19 protein-coding genes are annotated in these 14,950 nt (G+C 65.0%); 12 read left to right on the plus strand and 7 right to left on the minus strand.

The window, feature by feature from the left end:
- Nucleotides 1-7 precede the first annotated feature (7 nt).
- The 4 genes from F6A08_RS06020 to F6A08_RS06035 are packed head-to-tail and all read left to right on the plus strand — an operon-like array spanning nucleotide 8 to nucleotide 4,075.
- Nucleotides 8-1,096, plus strand: coding sequence for a hypothetical protein (locus F6A08_RS06020; RefSeq protein WP_151458899.1), 1,089 nt, complete (start codon nucleotides 8-10; stop codon nucleotides 1,094-1,096).
- A complete protein-coding gene (locus F6A08_RS06025; RefSeq protein ID WP_151458900.1) occupies nucleotides 1,089-1,775 on the plus strand; it encodes a hypothetical protein in 687 nt (228 codons plus the stop codon). The genes F6A08_RS06020 and F6A08_RS06025 overlap by 8 nt, the downstream gene beginning before the upstream one ends.
- A 52-nt stretch (nucleotides 1,776-1,827) precedes the next feature.
- Complete coding sequence (locus F6A08_RS06030; protein WP_151458901.1) at nucleotides 1,828-2,289, plus strand: hypothetical protein; 462 nt, start codon at nucleotides 1,828-1,830, stop codon at nucleotides 2,287-2,289.
- Nucleotide 2,290: 1 nt separating this feature from the next.
- Nucleotides 2,291-4,075 carry a right-handed parallel beta-helix repeat-containing protein gene (locus tag F6A08_RS06035; RefSeq protein ID WP_151458902.1) on the plus strand — a complete coding sequence of 595 codons (1,785 nt, stop codon included), beginning with the start codon at nucleotides 2,291-2,293 and terminating at the stop codon, nucleotides 4,073-4,075.
- A 28-nt stretch (nucleotides 4,076-4,103) separates the two neighbouring features.
- On the opposite strand, the gene F6A08_RS06040 is transcribed toward F6A08_RS06035, so the two are convergent.
- Nucleotides 4,104-6,185: an acyltransferase family protein gene (locus F6A08_RS06040; protein WP_151458903.1), complete on the minus strand. Its 2,082-nt coding sequence runs from the start codon at nucleotides 6,183-6,185 to the stop codon at nucleotides 4,104-4,106.
- A gap of 117 nt (nucleotides 6,186-6,302) precedes the next feature.
- On the opposite strand from F6A08_RS06040, the gene F6A08_RS06045 reads away from it, so the two are divergent.
- From F6A08_RS06045 to F6A08_RS06070, 6 genes are all read left to right on the plus strand, one after another.
- Nucleotides 6,303-7,112, plus strand: coding sequence for a M15 family metallopeptidase domain-containing protein (locus tag F6A08_RS06045; protein WP_151458904.1), 810 nt, complete (start codon nucleotides 6,303-6,305; stop codon nucleotides 7,110-7,112).
- The gene (locus F6A08_RS06050; RefSeq protein ID WP_151458905.1) at nucleotides 7,112-7,528 is read left to right on the plus strand and encodes a hypothetical protein; all 417 of its coding nucleotides are present in this window, start codon (nucleotides 7,112-7,114) and stop codon (nucleotides 7,526-7,528) included. Before F6A08_RS06045 ends, F6A08_RS06050 begins: the two co-directional genes overlap by 1 nt.
- Before the next feature lie 3 nt (nucleotides 7,529-7,531).
- Complete coding sequence (locus F6A08_RS06055; RefSeq protein WP_151458906.1) at nucleotides 7,532-7,843, plus strand: hypothetical protein; 312 nt, start codon at nucleotides 7,532-7,534, stop codon at nucleotides 7,841-7,843.
- A 3-nt stretch (nucleotides 7,844-7,846) separates the two neighbouring features.
- Entirely contained in the window at nucleotides 7,847-8,245 is a 399-nt protein-coding gene (locus F6A08_RS06060) for a hypothetical protein (RefSeq protein WP_151458907.1), read from the plus strand.
- 230 nt (nucleotides 8,246-8,475) lie between these two features.
- Nucleotides 8,476-8,778, plus strand: a complete 303-nt coding sequence (locus F6A08_RS06065; RefSeq protein ID WP_151458908.1) for a hypothetical protein — start codon at nucleotides 8,476-8,478, stop codon at nucleotides 8,776-8,778.
- Nucleotides 8,775-9,653, plus strand: coding sequence for a hypothetical protein (locus F6A08_RS06070; protein WP_151458909.1), 879 nt, complete (start codon nucleotides 8,775-8,777; stop codon nucleotides 9,651-9,653). The genes F6A08_RS06065 and F6A08_RS06070 overlap by 4 nt, the downstream gene beginning before the upstream one ends.
- A gap of 24 nt (nucleotides 9,654-9,677) precedes the next feature.
- Here F6A08_RS06070 and F6A08_RS06075 read toward each other — a convergent pair whose 3' ends face one another.
- The 4 genes from F6A08_RS06075 to F6A08_RS06090 form a co-directional block, all read right to left on the minus strand.
- Nucleotides 9,678-9,953 carry a hypothetical protein gene (locus F6A08_RS06075; RefSeq protein WP_151458910.1) on the minus strand — a complete coding sequence of 92 codons (276 nt, stop codon included), beginning with the start codon at nucleotides 9,951-9,953 and terminating at the stop codon, nucleotides 9,678-9,680.
- A 53-nt stretch (nucleotides 9,954-10,006) separates the two neighbouring features.
- Nucleotides 10,007-10,606 carry an NYN domain-containing protein gene (locus F6A08_RS06080; protein ID WP_151458911.1) on the minus strand — a complete coding sequence of 200 codons (600 nt, stop codon included), beginning with the start codon at nucleotides 10,604-10,606 and terminating at the stop codon, nucleotides 10,007-10,009.
- Nucleotides 10,607-10,703: 97 nt separating this feature from the next.
- The gene (locus tag F6A08_RS06085; protein ID WP_151458912.1) at nucleotides 10,704-11,405 is read right to left on the minus strand and encodes an SOS response-associated peptidase; all 702 of its coding nucleotides are present in this window, start codon (nucleotides 11,403-11,405) and stop codon (nucleotides 10,704-10,706) included.
- Between the two features lie 53 nt (nucleotides 11,406-11,458).
- Nucleotides 11,459-11,671, minus strand: coding sequence for a hypothetical protein (locus F6A08_RS06090; RefSeq protein ID WP_151458913.1), 213 nt, complete (start codon nucleotides 11,669-11,671; stop codon nucleotides 11,459-11,461).
- A gap of 215 nt (nucleotides 11,672-11,886) precedes the next feature.
- Between F6A08_RS06090 and F6A08_RS06095 the strand changes: the two genes are divergently transcribed.
- Nucleotides 11,887-12,312 (plus strand): hypothetical protein, encoded by a 426-nt coding sequence (locus tag F6A08_RS06095; protein ID WP_151458914.1) that lies wholly within the window; start codon nucleotides 11,887-11,889, stop codon nucleotides 12,310-12,312.
- A 121-nt stretch (nucleotides 12,313-12,433) separates the two neighbouring features.
- Here the strand turns inward: F6A08_RS06095 and F6A08_RS06100 are convergent, their stop codons facing one another.
- Nucleotides 12,434-12,769, minus strand: coding sequence for a DUF7882 family protein (locus tag F6A08_RS06100; protein WP_151458915.1), 336 nt, complete (start codon nucleotides 12,767-12,769; stop codon nucleotides 12,434-12,436).
- A gap of 131 nt (nucleotides 12,770-12,900) precedes the next feature.
- On the opposite strand from F6A08_RS06100, the gene F6A08_RS06105 reads away from it, so the two are divergent.
- Nucleotides 12,901-13,236 carry a DUF7882 family protein gene (locus tag F6A08_RS06105; protein WP_151458916.1) on the plus strand — a complete coding sequence of 112 codons (336 nt, stop codon included), beginning with the start codon at nucleotides 12,901-12,903 and terminating at the stop codon, nucleotides 13,234-13,236.
- 300 nt (nucleotides 13,237-13,536) lie between these two features.
- On the opposite strand, the gene F6A08_RS06110 is transcribed toward F6A08_RS06105, so the two are convergent.
- Complete coding sequence (locus F6A08_RS06110) at nucleotides 13,537-14,712, minus strand: acyltransferase family protein (protein WP_192576695.1); 1,176 nt, start codon at nucleotides 14,710-14,712, stop codon at nucleotides 13,537-13,539.
- Between the last annotated feature and the right edge of the window lie 238 nt (nucleotides 14,713-14,950).

The raw sequence follows: 14,950 nt of genomic DNA on the forward strand, positions 1-14,950 counted from the left end.
GCTGCGCATGTGGGAGGTATGGATCCACAACACCCGTTCAGGGTCGCCTGAGCTGCAGCTCCCGAACGTGTCTTCGGCGAACTGGACGCGCCGTCTCGGCTCTCTCGGGTCGGGGTCGCATCAGGTCGAGCTGGCGCAGGCTCGGATGCCGAAGTCGCTGATCCGGGAGATCGCGCGAGGCAACAAGTACACGATCACGCAGCGGTGGGGTGCCGAGTGCGCGTACGCCGGCGTCATCACGAACCGCCGCTACATCGATAAGTCGTCACGGCTGATCCTCAACCACTCCGAGCTGCGCGCCGCGGTGCTTGGGGTTCGACTCCCGCACGGTGTGAACGAGTACAACCCGGCTGCAGGTCAGCGCACCGTCACGAACAGGTCCCACGCCGGCGCGCTCCGTGCGGTGTTGACGTGGGCGACGAAGTCGGGGACGGTGCCCGGGTGGGAGTTGCCGATCGATCTGCCCACGGATGGGGGCGGCGGCTTCAGTGCGACGTGGCGCGAGGAGGAAGGCCTCACGACGAACGACCTGATCGGGCAGATCGAGGCCGATGGCGCTGAGACAGACCTGCACCCGTACATCACGTCTGACGGGTACCTCCGCTACCAGGCGAAGGCCGCAGCGCCGGTGATCGCGACGGCGGGGGCGTTCCTGCTTCCCGTGCGCGCGCCGGGGTCGATCGTCATGGATCTTGAGACCGAGGACGACTACGCCGCGCAGATGACCGGAGTCCTCGGGTTCGGCAACGGAACCGGGCAGGACCGGCTGTGGAAGTACGCCCCGACGGTCGCGGACGGCATCGGGGATCTCCCGGTGCGCGACGTGCGCGTGAACTTCCCCGACATCTACGACCCGAACCGGCTGCAGGCGGCGGTGAATGCCGAGTTCGCTCAGCGACGCCCGCCCGTCGACCAGTGGTCCTTCTCACTGTTCATCGGTGACCGCGGCCCCGCATTCGCCGGCCCCGCGCACCTGCTTGACATGCACGTGTACGGGAGCGACTTCATCGACGACGGCGTGCACTCGAAGCGTGTGATCGCCCTGTCTGGCGACATGGGCTACGTCGTGAAACCGGAGGTGCAACCGTATGGCTGACGACCTCTCAGACGCGCTCCGCGAGATCCGGGAACTGAAGAAGGCGGTGCAGCGCCTTCAGGCCGCCCGCCCCCTGGAGAACGCTTCGGTGACGAACGGCCGCCTCCGCATCATCGGCGGCACATTCCAAGTCGACTCGGGTGGCTCCGTCATCATCGTCGGCACCCTCTCGATCGACGGCACAACCACGGTGACAGGAACCTTCAAGGTCACCGGGCCGTGGCGGCTCGAGGGCAACGGCACGATCACGGGGGACGTGTCGATCACGGGCAATGTGACCTCGACGGGCACGCTCACACAGAATGGCGCGCTCACACAGAACGGGCAGTGGACCCTGAACGGTGCCGGGACCATCGCGGGCAACGTGACCCAGACCGGCGACACGAATCAGCGTGGAAACGTCACCGTGAACAGTGGCGGGAAGATCACCGTTCAGGGCGGCGGCGGCAACGTCGTGCTCGACAGCAGTTTCAGCGCGCCAAGGATGCAGCTGGGATCGGCACAGATCGACGGCGGGGCTTCATCCTTCACCTTCACTGTCGGCGCTCAGGTGATCTATTTCTTCGAGAACACGATCCGTATCCCCGGGATGGCATCGAAGGCTGCCTCGACCGTTCCCGGCGGGTTCGCAGGCGCGGTGCATGTGGACGCTGCCGGCAAGTTCTGGCGACTCACCTGAGTGCCGTTCTCTCAGCTAACCCCCGTTCTGGGGCATCACGTTTGGAGGGGCTATGGCTCTCGTGAAGGGTAACGTCGCGACGTTCGGGCTGGAGTCGATCAGCCTGGCCAGCGCGGAGCTGCGGTTCATCCCGTCGTCCATGGCCGTCACGGGTACGAAGTACCTGTTGTCGTCGCGTCCGGTCCCGGTGACCGTCGCGGCGGATGGCTCCGGCGCGTTCTCGGTGAACCTCATGCCCTCGGACGCGACTCGGCCGTCCATCTACTACATGATCCAGCTCGAAGCGCTGGACGCTGCGGGCAACTTCACGACGCTCGAGTTCCCGGACTGGAAGCTTTACGTTCCCGCGGACGGCGGCGACATCGCGGCACTGCTGGCGACCTCCCTTCTCACGAACGCTGGAATGGTCTGGGTCGACGAAGACCCGCCTGAGAACCCGGCAGCTCGGACCGGATGGCTCGTGACCGACCCGGAAAGCGCCGATTACGGCTGGTACATGGAGTGGGAGAACTGACATGGTTTGGGTGCGCAAAGCTGACCTTCGCTCGAAGGTTCCCGGCCCCCGCGGCGAGCAGGGCCTCCCTGGTGTGAACGCGGTCGAGAACGACACCGCGGTCGCGGCATACGTCGACTCCGAGTCGCTGACGCGGAACACGCTGCTCAAGAACGGCCTCACCGGGTGGCTGCACCTGGACGGCTTCGGCGGTGACCCGACCGGCCTCACGAAGTCGACTGACGCGTTCCTCGCCGCGATCGACGCCGCCGTCCCGGGCGACACGATCTACCTCGGTGCGACCGGCTCCGGCGCGGGGTACGACATCGACGGTGACACGATCGTCATCACGAAGCCGAGCTTGCGGATCCTCGCCGCCGGCCGCGATGCGTACGCCACGTCGATTCGATGCAGCGACACCGGCACGACGATGTTCACGGTCAAGGCGGCCGGATTCGTGATGCAGGGAATCGGGCTCTGGGGCGACGGCACGATGGCTGGTCCCGGTGGCGGCGCGAACGGTGTGGACTCCACCATCATCGGCTTGAAGCTGATGGGTGACGCCGATGGAAACGTCGACGCCGCCATCCGTTCCTGCGCATTCCAGTATCTCGCCCTGGGCGCTCGGCTATACGGCCGCAACGTCGAGATCAGCGAGAACACCTTGTTCTCGAACTGCCTCGACGGGATCCGGCACGCAGGAAAGGACGTCACCTACCACACCGGCCCGGGCGCCGACCAGAACCGCGGCCACGTGATCCGCGACAGCCGCTTCCACAACATCGGCACGTCGCCGGTGAACGTGGGTATCGAGTTCACTCCGGACGCAAAGTTGCTGCACACCGTTCTCGACGGTAACCACTTCGACAGTGGCGGCCTCGGCCGCCACATAGTCATCGCCGGCACCACCGTCGATCCTGCCCGTGGGGTTTCGATCTTCAACAGCAAGCACACGGAGCTCTCCGCCGACGGGATCACGCTCATCAACGCGCAGTACCCGATCGTGAACGGCGTGCAGCTCATGGGCGTCGGAACGGGCACTGGGCACGGCATCGTGCTCGATCAGTGCCTCTACCCGGTGATCTCTAGCGCGGTTATCCGGCTGGTAGGCAAGCACGGCATCGTCGGCACAAACAACGACGGCGCCAGCATCAGCGACACGAAGATCATCCAGGTCGGACAGGACCCGACGTTCGTCGGCTCAGCGCTCGCATTCGACTCCTCGAACGTGAACATCCGCGCGACCAACGTGCAGGGTCACACCGGGGATGGCTACTTCTTCAGCGGATCTCCGGGCGGCGCAGACAGCGCTCTAATCGACTGCTCCTACAACGGCTTCTCTCTGGGAGGTATCAACTCGACGACGCTGCTGAATCACTCCAAGCGCGGCCAGAACAGCTACGTGGAGGGTCGATGGGGGCGAGTGGAGGACACCGGCTATGGGCAGTACGATCTGACGGCCGGCGTGGCGAAGAAGATCGCCGACGTCGCGCTCGGCGGTAACTATGGGAGCTTCATTCTGGAGATCGAAGCGTCTGGAAGGGACTCATCGTCGTTCAATGCGTACTTCGCAGGCAAGCGCGTTGTGCGCCCTGAAAACGGGACGCATTCGATTATCACCTTGGGCACTGACGCGACCTCTGGAATGACGGTCACTGTCGTCGGTGCAGGCGCGCAAGGCGTGTCGGTGAACGTTCAGACCGCGACGGCGACGTTCATCGGGGTCAAGGTGCGAGCTGTCGCGGCGGGCGCCGCTAGCGCAACATCGTCGCGTTCGGTCGGTGTCACGATGGTGACCCAGCCCTGATCGAATGTCGTCCCAACGTGGGGGCTCGTCAATGAGTGCTCCACGTTGGGGTGACGTCCGCTAGGAAGGAACTACCGAAGGACCTTGCGAAAGCTGCAGTTAGATGCTCATTGTCCAGGTAAACAGGAATCCCACCGATCACGGAGTGGCAAACGATCGGGTCGCAGAAGACCTCGGTGTAGTCGACGAAAGCGAACTTCGGATCTGCTATCCCGGCAGCGGCCACTTGCATCGGGCTGGGCGGCGACATCGCGGACGACGGGATCGTGCAAGGGTCGACGCGGTCCTGGGAGCGGGCGATGCACTCTGGCACCGATGCTTGGTGAATCGGGGGATCATTGACGACGACAACGCTCTTGCCCGAGTCAAGCCACGATTGCCAGGCGTCTCGATACCCCGAGCCGTCATCTGGGCTACCGTCTGCGAAGCTATACGCTCGGTCGCGAGCGGTTGTCGCCACCACGTCAATCGTCTGATCCTCAGCGATCTCGCGCACGACTGACTCGCGCCAGGTTGCGCAAGCTGCCTGATGCGTAGGAGATGGTCCGGCCGCAGCGACGCGGGGGTCCAGTGTTACTGGACAGGCGGAGTTCAGATACGTTGTGATCCGGAGTCCGTACGACCTGGCGATGGCGTCGAAAGCCGTGGCCCACATGCCTGCATGTGAATCTCCGACGAGTGCCACATCGATAGCCTGCTCGCCATCCTTCATGCCGAAGGTGCAGGAGAGCACCTCCGCGTTGCCTCGTTCCTGTTGGCAGTACGTCCCGTTAGAAACGGACGCGTTCTGAATACCCCAACCCCCAAGTATCTGCAGCTCGTCGAGGAGCTCGTGTGATTGGGGACAACTGCTCTCAGAGAGCTGCGCCTGCGCCCCGAAACACTCGGACGGCGCGAGCGACTGCTGGTAGAGCGCTTCTGCCGTCTGCTGCGCCCGAACCGTGATGCTTGCCGTTGCGGCTGCTGAGCCTCCCAACAGGATCGCTACGGTGGCCACAGTCGCGGCGAGAACGCGGGCCGGCGTCTTCCACATCCGACCCTTGGCGAACCGCACCGGGTCCTCAACGTAGCGCTTCGTAGCCCATGCCAGGACTACTGTCACGAGAACGACGCCGACCGCTGACAGTCGACTGAGCGTCCCGGCGATCGCAGTCACGGCAACAATGAGCGGCCAGTGCCACAAGTACAGCGAATATGAGATGTCACCAATGAACTGAACCGGGCGCCACGCGAAGACGCGTTGCGGGGCCCATCGCGGGCCGCCGTCACCGATCGCGATGAGGACTGAAGTTGCGGCTACTGGAATAAGAGCGGCCATCCCCGGGAAGCCGCTCGCAGGTCCGTAGGCGAAGGCACATCCGAGAAGAGCGCCCCAGAGCAACCACGAGAGCATCGACATGGCCGCTGTCGCTTTGGCGCGGCGCGCGGGGAGGAACGCGATCAAGCCTCCTGCCGCAAACTCCCACGCACGACCCGTCGTCTGGAAGTAGGCGGCATTCGGCTCGGACGCAACGCTCCAAATTGCCCATGCGAACGAACCGAGGAACACGACCGCCAGCGTGCCTAGCAGCGTCCAGTATCGAAAACGGCTCGATCGCCGCCGACTGACGAAGAGGCCGAACAGGATGAGAACGGGCCAGACCAGATAGAACTGTTCCTCGACGGACAGTGACCAGTAGTGCGTGACGGGGGAGACCCCATCTTGCGCGAAGTAGTCCTGCGAGTTCGCGGCCAGCACCCAGTTGAGGAAGTAACCGCCCGCGGCGCCGATCTCGCCGAGCACCTGACGCACGCTCGTGATGGGGAGTAGCCAGTAGGTGATGGCGGCGCTCGCGACTAGTACGAGGATCGCGGCGGGCAGCAGTCGTTTCGCCCTCCGAGCCCAGAATCGAGCGAGGTTCACGGTACCGGTTGTGTCAGCTTCGCGACGAAGGTGCGAGGTGATGAGGAACCCGGAGATGACGAAGAAGACATCGACGCCGAGGTACCCGCCTGGGATGTCATTTGGGCGCAGATGGTTGACGATCACAAGCCCGACGGCAAGCGCGCGCAACGACTGAATATCCGCACGCTGCGCTCGCGACTCGACGCGGACCGTTCCGGATTTCACCTTCGTAGCCTAGGGCCCTTTCGGCGCATGCCCCGACCAATCAGGCGGCTTGATCGGTGGCGCCGTGCCCGTCCCGGACGACCGAACCAGAGATACCAACAGAAGGGCGGTGTCCGCATGGGCGGCACTCTGACCAAGGTCGACATCGGCCACGGCCGCGGATGGCTCGAAGCGGAAGCCGCCAAGAGTCAGGCGCGGATCGACCGAGCGCTCGGCCACCCGCAGCAGATCACGGAGGGGGGTCGCTCCTGGGAGCAGCAGGACGAGCACTGGCAGCACTACCTCAGGTACGGGTCGCCGATCGCGCTGCATCCCGATACGCCGAGCGTGCACCAGCGGGGACGCGCGAAGGACACCGACGAGCGCAATGTCGCCCTGATGAACGATCACGGCTGGTTCCAGACCGTCTACCGGTGGGTCAACGGGCGCCGCACGCTCGTCGAGCCGTGGCACTTCGAGTATGACCCCGAGCGAGACAACCACCGCCACGAGGTGATCGAGCTCGTGAACGACAACGGCACCTGGCGGGTCGCTCCCGACGAACCCGTCCCCGCATCGACCCCACCAGTCAGGAGAGACATCATGAGCATTCCCGTCCTCGCCATGACCGGCGGCCCCGGAGATACCCGTGTCTTCGAGATCTCCGGCGGCAGCAAGCGCCACATCATCCACCGGGCAGAGCTCAACGCCCTGCAGGCCATCGCCGGGCAGCTTGACCCGCACGGCCGCCCCGGCGACAAGGCACTGCAGGATCACATCGCCGTCATCGGCAACCTCGCATCGATCCCGAACCGGGTCGACGCAGTCACGGTCGAACAGGTCGAGGCGATCCTGCGTCGCGCGGGCGTCGGCGTCGGCGCAACCATAGACATCGAGGCGATCGCGAACGCCGTTAACGACGAAGCCGCGCGTCGTTTGAAGAGCTGATGAGCTGGCTCACACGCGTGTGGGAGCGCGTCCGAGAACCCCGTCACTTGAAGGCCGCCTATGCGGTGTTCTACTCGATCACCATCACACTCGGGCTGATCGCCCTGATCGCGCCACCCCAGTCGATCAGCGGGGAGCTCGGCCCGGTGCTCACCGTGACGTGGGGTGTGCTCGCGCTCATCGGCGGCGTCGGCGGGCTGGCGTCCGTGTTCCCCGGGTGGTGGTTCGCCGAAAGGCTGTCGATCGTCGTGATCTGGTGTGCGCTCGGCATGTATCTGCTCGTGGTCGTTGTCCTGCAGGTGACCTCCGAGTCCGGAGCACGATGGGCACAGATGACGATCTTCGCCCTCGCGGCCGGGCTCTTCTACGTCCGCTGGTACGAGATCCGCGAATACAGCTTCGAGCCCCGGAGGTAGCGCATGGAACCGGCGCAGATCATCGCCGCGGTCCTCGGCTCAAGTGTCCTCGGAGGTGTCATCACCAAGTCGATGGACTGGATCAGGGATGCCCGCGCCGGGCATCTGCAGGAGCGTCGGGCCGAGGTCGACAAGGCCACCCAGCACGCGGCACACGAGACCAAGCGCGCCGATGCCGCCGAAGCCGCAGAGGACGCCGCAGCGCGACGCTCCCGCATCGTCGAGGAATCCCTCGCCGTGCACCGTCGCCTCATCATCGACGCCCCATGCCTGGGGCCGGAATACCTTCCCCCATACCCGTCCCGAAAGGACTGACCCATGAACAAGATCTGGTTTCCGCTGCAGCGCGCGATCCGCACAGCCGTGCAGGTCGTCGCCGGCGGCGCCGCCGTCCTCGCGACGATCGTCATCGTCGCCCCGCAGATCATCGACGCGGTCGCCGAGGTCGTCCCGGGCCCCATCATCGCCTGGGCGACCGCCGCGATCGCGACGCTGGCCGCGATCAGCGCGGCCATCGCCCGAGTGATGGCGATCCCCGCCGTCGACGAATGGCTCCGCAGGATCGGCGCAGGCTCCGCGCCTGCGAAGTTCGTCGTCGCGCAGATCGACGGCAACGCCACCGGCCTGACCCGACGACAGTGGCGCGCGATGGTCGACGGCGCGGACACAGGCTCTGACGGAGCTGGCGACCTCCACAGCGAATCGACCGACCGCTGACACCGCGAGGACTACCGACGCGAATCCCCACCTGGCCTTCGGGCCGGGTGGGGATCTTCGTCGTTTTGAGCCGCAACCGTGAGACGACCTGCGCAACGCTCAGCAAGGTGGCGCCAGTGTGGGTGGGGAGGCTGTACAGTCAGGTAAAGCGGCGGCACGGGTGGGGTGCCGATGCGATGGGCTACCGGGAGGAAGCAATGACTGCCGTACGTACTCGAGCACTTGAGCTGATGAGCACGGTGACCTTCCACGAAATTGGTCGCGACGAGCTCGAGGATTTCGCCTCGAAGCTAGCCGCCTCGGTTCGCGTTGTCCTGGCGGAGTACCCCTCGATCCGAGAGTTTCTCGTCGGAGCGGACCTCGAGTCCGGCGACATCAACTTTGGTCTGCGCTTTATCAGCGTTGACCCGGACTACGCCGACGACATGGCGGACGAGGTTTTGGCCAAGGCGGTCGACCTCGTCGCGGAGCAAGGTGGATCGCGACCAGCTGACCTCGAGCGCGAAGAGTCCGTCCTTCTCTTGACTCGATGAGGGACTGGAAGCACGCGACGGTCGACCGGGTCGCGCGTGCGGTTCTATGGTTTTTCCGGCTCGTCAAGGGGTGGCTGCCGAGAGCACTTGGTGGACTCTCGTCTGGCTTGTTCATCGTCTGGGGCGTGCAGGACGGTGCCTGGAACAAGGGTGTGGGGTGGTTCGTTGCAGGGCTGGCCTGCGCCGTGCTCGCGTTTATCGCAGAGTTCCTCGTCCAACGCCCCAGCTACATGAAGCTGTCGCAGCTGAGAGAAGAGGCTGAGCGGCGAGCCGCGAATAAGTCGCTAGCGCTGGAGAGCGCTCTGCGGATCATGCTCGTGCGCCTAAGTAAACACTGCGGACTCGAGGGCCACTCAGATCGATTCAGCGTGTACTACTTCCACGAGGACAGGTTCTTCATGGTGTCGCGATACGCCAAGAACCCGACGTACGAGGCTCGCGGTCGCGACAGCTATCCGGCAGCGGAGGGTGCGATCGGAGCAGCGTGGAGCGCGGAGGACGGGCAGGCGCTTGTGAGCATGCCCGCGGCGAAGGAGGCGTGGAAGAAGGCCGCGCACCGCCAAGGCATCAGTGAGGACGCGATCGCCGGTATGTCGATGAAGTCGCGGGGCTTGGCGGGTCATCGACTGGAGGCTGGGGATCGGTCAGTGGGGGTGATCGTCGTCGAATCCATGACCAGTGGACGAATCAAGGCGACGCATCTCGACATGATCGCTGCCTCGCACATCGTCGCCGCAATCGCGGAGCTTGTAGCCGCATTCGCCCTGATGACTCCCGCAGGCGAGAACGCCACCGCAGGCAAGAAGCCAGTTGTGTCTGGGAAGTGGGAACCCGTGCAGCCGAGGGTGCCGATCGGTCCGACTCCCGGACCGTAGGACGCGTTTCCACGCGTGCCCGGTCTAGCTCCGGCGTACAGACAGCATGCGCCAGCCGTCAGGCACCTTCGCTTCGAGCGCGGCCATGTCTTCGGCTTCGATCTCGCGGATGCTGTCGCGGCGCTCGAACTTGCCCTCGACGGAGCGCGAGGCGCCTGCTTTCTCCATCGTCGCCATCGCCGACACCAGCGCCCAGCCCTCTGGTGCCTGCGCTGCCAGCTGCGCGCGTACCTCGGCGAGGTCCTCGCCCTTGAGGGTGATGGTGTGCGTCTCGACGGGGCGGATCAGGGCGTGGATCATCGAACTAGCCTAGGCGGCCTCAGCATCCAAGCGGGCGCCCGGTACTGAGTGGATCAGCGCTTGTCGTAATCTTTGCGATCGCGTGACTTCACGAACGCCGCACCGTCGAGAGCAGTATGCGAGACGCGAGGTGTCGGACGCAGGATCCGTTCCTTCGCCCAGCCCGCCGTCTCGATGATTGTGGAGCTCCATCGTTGGGCCGCTTCCAGCGCAGGCTCCAGGTCGGTGTCATGGGATGCCAGGATCACGACGTCTGCCTCTTTGTCCATGGCCGCTCGTGCCAACTCGAGAGCGACCAGGACGTCGATCCCCTTCTCCTGAGCGACGCGGATATTGTTCTCCCAGTAGTAGCGCAGTGTCCTGTAGTGCACGCTGACTAGGCGGTTTCTGGTCCACTCGGACTTGTGCGCTTGGGAGTACGCGTACATCCTGGCGTTCTCTTTCTGACTAGGGGCTCCGCGAAAGACCCTCACCCCAGCTAGTTCAAGCTTCACCCCTGTTCGGACATGACGCGCGTGTAGCACCTGCTCGGCAAAGTGCGCGGGGTGGACGAGACACTCGTGCGTCGCGAGGCCTTCGGGTGCAAATCGATCACGACCGGTCAGATGGATGTTCTGATAGTCCATGACGATGAGTGCAGTTGGCGTCGTCATCGAGCCCTCCAAGGAAAGAAAAGTCCCACCAGTCCCGGAGGACGGTGGGAAGCAATGAGGTATTTCTACCACAACAACCTGTAAAGCGCATCCGCCGTCAACCGGTGGCCACAGGTTCGATCAGCGACGGGTCTGTGGCGTCGGCGGTGCGGGAGTTGTTCACCTTCCGGTCGACGACGTGCTCGCGGATCGTGGCGGCGACGTCGGAGGACGTGTGCTCGAGCATCGCGAGCGTCTCGACCTTCCGCTCTCCGGTGAGTTTCTCCGGCGTGAGCCAGGGGTCCCACGTGTCGGGGGTGAGGAACGCCGGCATCCGGTCGTGCACCTCCCCGCTGGCGTCGCGGGCCTCGCGGGTGATGACGACGAAGCAGCGGGAGCGTTCCCCGTCAGGAAGCTCCATCGACCAGGTGAGCCCGGCGGCGGAGAGCAGCCCGTCTCCATGGAGGAAGTGCGGGGTCTTGTCGCCCTTCTCGCCCGTCCACTCGAAGTAGCCGCGCATCGGGACGATGCAGCGGGCGGCGGAGAACGCCGGCGCCCAGAACCCGGTCGCGAGCTTCTCCATCCGGGCGTTGATGATCGGTGCGCCCTTCGGCCGGTTCGCGGGCTTCTGCCAGTCCCACCGGACGAGCTCGAGGATGCGACCCTCGCCGCGGTCGCGCACGATCGGTGCGTCCATCGTCGGCGCGATCGAGTACGCGCCCGCCCACGACTTCCACCAGTCCTCGGGCTTGCCGCCCTCGGCGACATACTCCCGGATCAGCTCGTCCGTCTTGGCATCGTTCGCGAATCGTCCGCACATGGCAGCGACCCTACGCCCGACCTTCGACGTCGTCGAGCGTCGGGGCAGGCGGATCAGCGCTTCTCGAGGTCTTGGATGCGCAGATCGAGCGCGGCAATGATCCGCGCTTGGGACTCGGTGATCGCGAGCATCGTGTCGACGATGTCGGAGATGTTCGCGGACTCGGGGTCGGCGTGCCATTGCATGGCGAGGGCCTGGACCTGATCGGACGTCGCGAGGAGCCACTTGTTCGCAGAGGCCGGGAGGTTCGGGTCATCCAGTTCCATGCGTCTCAGCGTAGTGTCGCAGGCAATCCTGAGACCCGGCGGCCCTCCGCCTGCCCGATTGCGCGTAGCCTCCAGGAGGCGATGGGACGGAGGTGATGGACAGGGGAACGCCGATCCCGAGCAGCGCGCTCCGGCGCGATGACGGCTGGTCGTGCATTGGAGTGCCCGCGGGCCTGCCTGGGTGGTCGTACAGCTTGGGGGCGTATGGTCAGCAGATGAACACACAATTGAAGACTGCTGATTCCTTGGGACTGACATCGGTGCTGGTCGGTTCCCTCCCTGACACGTTGATGACGGACGCCGCGCCGGAGCGGTACACCGTCGAAGCTGTTCTCAGCCGCAAGGTGCAACCGGTCGAGGTCGCGGCCATCGAGGGTCCTGACGTGTCGGGTCACCTGACAGCGAGTGGCTATCCTGCGATCCAACTGCACGTATCTGACCGACGCCTGGTGATCTCTAACACCAACTTGGAAGAGCTTCGCGACGGACTCGCCTCCGTCATCGCCGATCAGCTCGAGCGGGTTAGCGGCGACGAACGTGAGGCCCGAGAACGAGCCGCTTCAGACCGGCAGGCGGCGTCCGAGCGCGAACACGAGCGCGCAGCTGCGGTGGTGGCGCTCGCCTCATCTGTCACCTTCTAGACCCGGGCTACTCCAGCACCTCCTGGCGATGCGTGTCCAGGGGGTGCTGTGGGTTTAGCACCCGAGTGTGTTCAGTCTCGAGGTGGACAACCCTGTCGAGGTCAGCCGACAGCGCGAGCGGTCATCTCGATGTTTCGTCACCATCGAACGCGGGCGAGCCGTGGGCAGGTTCGGGGACGAGGTACAGGCCGGTGGGTCCGTTCGCCGTGTACGCCAGTGCTTCGATCCAGGCGCGATTGACGGTCGGCTGCCGGCTGCCGTGGTAACTAAAGACGAGGTTGCTGCCGGGATGGATCCACACAGTGGTCCGTCCGCTGCCGATGCTGGCGTCTTCTCGCCACGTGAACGCGAACGGTTCCCCGCGGCGCAGCTTTGCGGTCATGACGAGCTGCAAATGCGTGAGTGTGCGGTCTTCGATCTCCGTCTTCGGACCGCCGTCATAGATGAACTTTCCCACCGCAGACCACCTCCATCGCAGGCACCCGACCGGGTGCCACATTAGCCACCCTACTTCGCCAGCGCCTCGCCTGCCTTACGCCGTAAGGCTCACCGCAACGCCGGGCGTCCAACGTTGGTTAGGGTGAGGGCATGGGCACCATTCAGTACGGCAACGGCGACGAGATCCACATCGAGGATAGGGCGCTCGCTCACCTCAAGATCGTGAACGCTACCAAGCTCCGCCGCAACGAGAGCTTCACGCTCTCCTGGCGTCACCCTGACGGTGAACCTGTCGGCCGGTCCACGATCTGGCTGCACCCATCCATCCCGCTACGCTTCACCTTCACGACGCCCGAAGCTCCCGAGCTCAACGCACGGTGGATTCAGGACCTCATGCAGTCGGCGAGCTCGTCGGGCGGCATCTCCCTCGTCGACGAGGTGCTCGACCGACCCGAAGAGGCACTCACTTCTGCAGCCGCTCAATGAGGCGCATAATGGGTCGCACGAGGGACTGAGGATACGCCTCTAGGGGGGTGGTCCCTCCGTTGAGGTCCTCTCTCTGAACCCCAGGGAGGGGACCCTCCTCTGCCGGCGCGCTGGCGCGCTAGCGCGCTGGCGCTCACGGACGGCGCGCCATGCCCACACTTTGCCCACAGTCGCCGATGCGCCATGGTGGTTCTAGGTGGGTGTAGGTGGGTCATAGTTGGTGTAATTCCGCGGGTGCCGCGTGTTGGCACGGCTGGAAGTAGAGTTCGAGTCCCGTAGTCGGCTCAGAGGTTTGTGGGGTTATGGCTTCGGCCCCGGTGGGGGGCTCTCCGCGCCAGCGCCCGGAGCCGTCGCGTACGTGGGGGCGGTCGTGTCCGCCGGTCGGGCGCCGATGCGCTTCGCGAAGGCGTGAGCGGGCTTCTCCACGGCCCGGTAGAACAGCCATGCCACGGGGAAGCAGAGGGCGACGGCACCGGCCAGGGCGACGGGATTCGCAGCCGTGCTGTAGACGAACCCGAGCAGCACGGTCTCGTGGGTCAGATAGAGGCTGAACGAGATCATCCCGAGCCAGAGGATCATCCGGGACGAGAACGCTCGACCGATCGTCACGGAGGTCCCAACGAGCACGACGATCAGCGACACGGAGACGAGTCGAGTGAGAGTGGTCATCGCGGGGAGAGCGATCGACGACGTCACGCCGAGTTTCGGAAGTAGGTTCGGAGCGAGCTGCGCACCCATGACGGCCACGAGAGCGGCCACGGCTAGCGCTCCTCCGAGAAGTGGGCTCAGTCTCTCGCGGAGGGCGGTGGCCCATCGTTCGATCGTTGGCCAGGCGAAGGCGAACCCCACGCCGATTCCGAACATCGGCATGTACAGGAGCAGCGCGTTCTCGTAGATCCCGCCGACGGTGCTCAGCATGGCGCATACCGCGAGGAGTATCCCCGGACGTATGCTCCTCGCCGCCGCGATGTAGGCGATGAGCAGCAGGCTGAAGAAGATCTCCCACCGCAGCGACCAGAGCGGCGTGACGTTCGACCCGGTTCCCGAAAGGAGGGTCAGGTCGGCGATCACCCCCCACGGAGTGGGAGTCGGCGGGTGCGCACCGACCCAGGTGCCGAGGCCATCGACGTCCCGGCTGATGAACAGCATTGAGACGAGCGCGAGAAGCACGGCGCCCCACACGGGCAGATACAGGCGCGCCAGTCGTCTGAGCACATACACCCCATAGTCGGTCCGCGGTGAGTTGCGAAACGACAGGGCGAGGACGAATCCAGACAGGACGAAGAAGAGCCACACAGCCGTCGCGCCCCACGCGCCGAGGGCATCGAGCAGGTGACGCACCCCGGGCATGTACACCCACGGCTTGGGGTCGTTCTGCATGTAGACGAGCCGAGCGTGCCCGAGAAGCACGCCGACCGCCGCTACTCCACGTAGCCCGTCCAGCGACCGGATGCGCGAGATCGACGTCGGGGCCACGATGTGAGGATAGTGCACCCCCCCGCTGGCTGGGCGTGCGACGTCGACACGGAGGACGGGATTGCGGCGCAACCTCAGTCGGGTCACGTCGCACCTGAACCTGATACCGGTGGCCGGCGACGATGCCGGAGTGTGTGAACGAGATGGCTGCGCCCCGCTCGACACAACGCATGCCGGAGTATCGCACTAGAGAGTGATATGTTACTCCGGGCGCAGGTGACCGACTCCCCGCCACGGT

This window comes from Microbacterium algeriense (assembly GCF_008868005.1).
Classification (GTDB): domain Bacteria; phylum Actinomycetota; class Actinomycetes; order Actinomycetales; family Microbacteriaceae; genus Microbacterium; species Microbacterium algeriense.

What these genes read in the sequence shown, in the direction of transcription:
- F6A08_RS06035 (WP_151458902.1), top strand. Translation starts at nt 2,291, where the DNA reads ATGGTTTGGGTGCGCAAAGCTGACCTTCGCTCGAAGGTTCCCGGCCCC.
- F6A08_RS06055 (WP_151458906.1), top strand. Translation starts at nt 7,532, where the DNA reads ATGGAACCGGCGCAGATCATCGCCGCGGTCCTCGGCTCAAGTGTCCTC.
- F6A08_RS06030 (WP_151458901.1), top strand. Translation starts at nt 1,828, where the DNA reads ATGGCTCTCGTGAAGGGTAACGTCGCGACGTTCGGGCTGGAGTCGATC.
- F6A08_RS06075 (WP_151458910.1), bottom strand. Translation starts at nt 9,953, where the DNA reads ATGATCCACGCCCTGATCCGCCCCGTCGAGACGCACACCATCACCCTC.
- F6A08_RS06070 (WP_151458909.1), top strand. Translation starts at nt 8,775, where the DNA reads ATGAGGGACTGGAAGCACGCGACGGTCGACCGGGTCGCGCGTGCGGTT.
- F6A08_RS06060 (WP_151458907.1), top strand. Translation starts at nt 7,847, where the DNA reads ATGAACAAGATCTGGTTTCCGCTGCAGCGCGCGATCCGCACAGCCGTG.
- F6A08_RS06025 (WP_151458900.1), top strand. Translation starts at nt 1,089, where the DNA reads ATGGCTGACGACCTCTCAGACGCGCTCCGCGAGATCCGGGAACTGAAG.
- F6A08_RS06105 (WP_151458916.1), top strand. Translation starts at nt 12,901, where the DNA reads ATGGGCACCATTCAGTACGGCAACGGCGACGAGATCCACATCGAGGAT.
- F6A08_RS06080 (WP_151458911.1), bottom strand. Translation starts at nt 10,606, where the DNA reads ATGACGACGCCAACTGCACTCATCGTCATGGACTATCAGAACATCCAT.
- F6A08_RS06095 (WP_151458914.1), top strand. Translation starts at nt 11,887, where the DNA reads ATGAACACACAATTGAAGACTGCTGATTCCTTGGGACTGACATCGGTG.
- F6A08_RS06050 (WP_151458905.1), top strand. Translation starts at nt 7,112, where the DNA reads ATGAGCTGGCTCACACGCGTGTGGGAGCGCGTCCGAGAACCCCGTCAC.
- F6A08_RS06085 (WP_151458912.1), bottom strand. Translation starts at nt 11,405, where the DNA reads ATGTGCGGACGATTCGCGAACGATGCCAAGACGGACGAGCTGATCCGG.
- F6A08_RS06020 (WP_151458899.1), top strand. Translation starts at nt 8, where the DNA reads ATGTGGGAGGTATGGATCCACAACACCCGTTCAGGGTCGCCTGAGCTG.
- F6A08_RS06065 (WP_151458908.1), top strand. Translation starts at nt 8,476, where the DNA reads ATGAGCACGGTGACCTTCCACGAAATTGGTCGCGACGAGCTCGAGGAT.
- F6A08_RS06045 (WP_151458904.1), top strand. Translation starts at nt 6,303, where the DNA reads ATGGGCGGCACTCTGACCAAGGTCGACATCGGCCACGGCCGCGGATGG.
- F6A08_RS06090 (WP_151458913.1), bottom strand. Translation starts at nt 11,671, where the DNA reads ATGGAACTGGATGACCCGAACCTCCCGGCCTCTGCGAACAAGTGGCTC.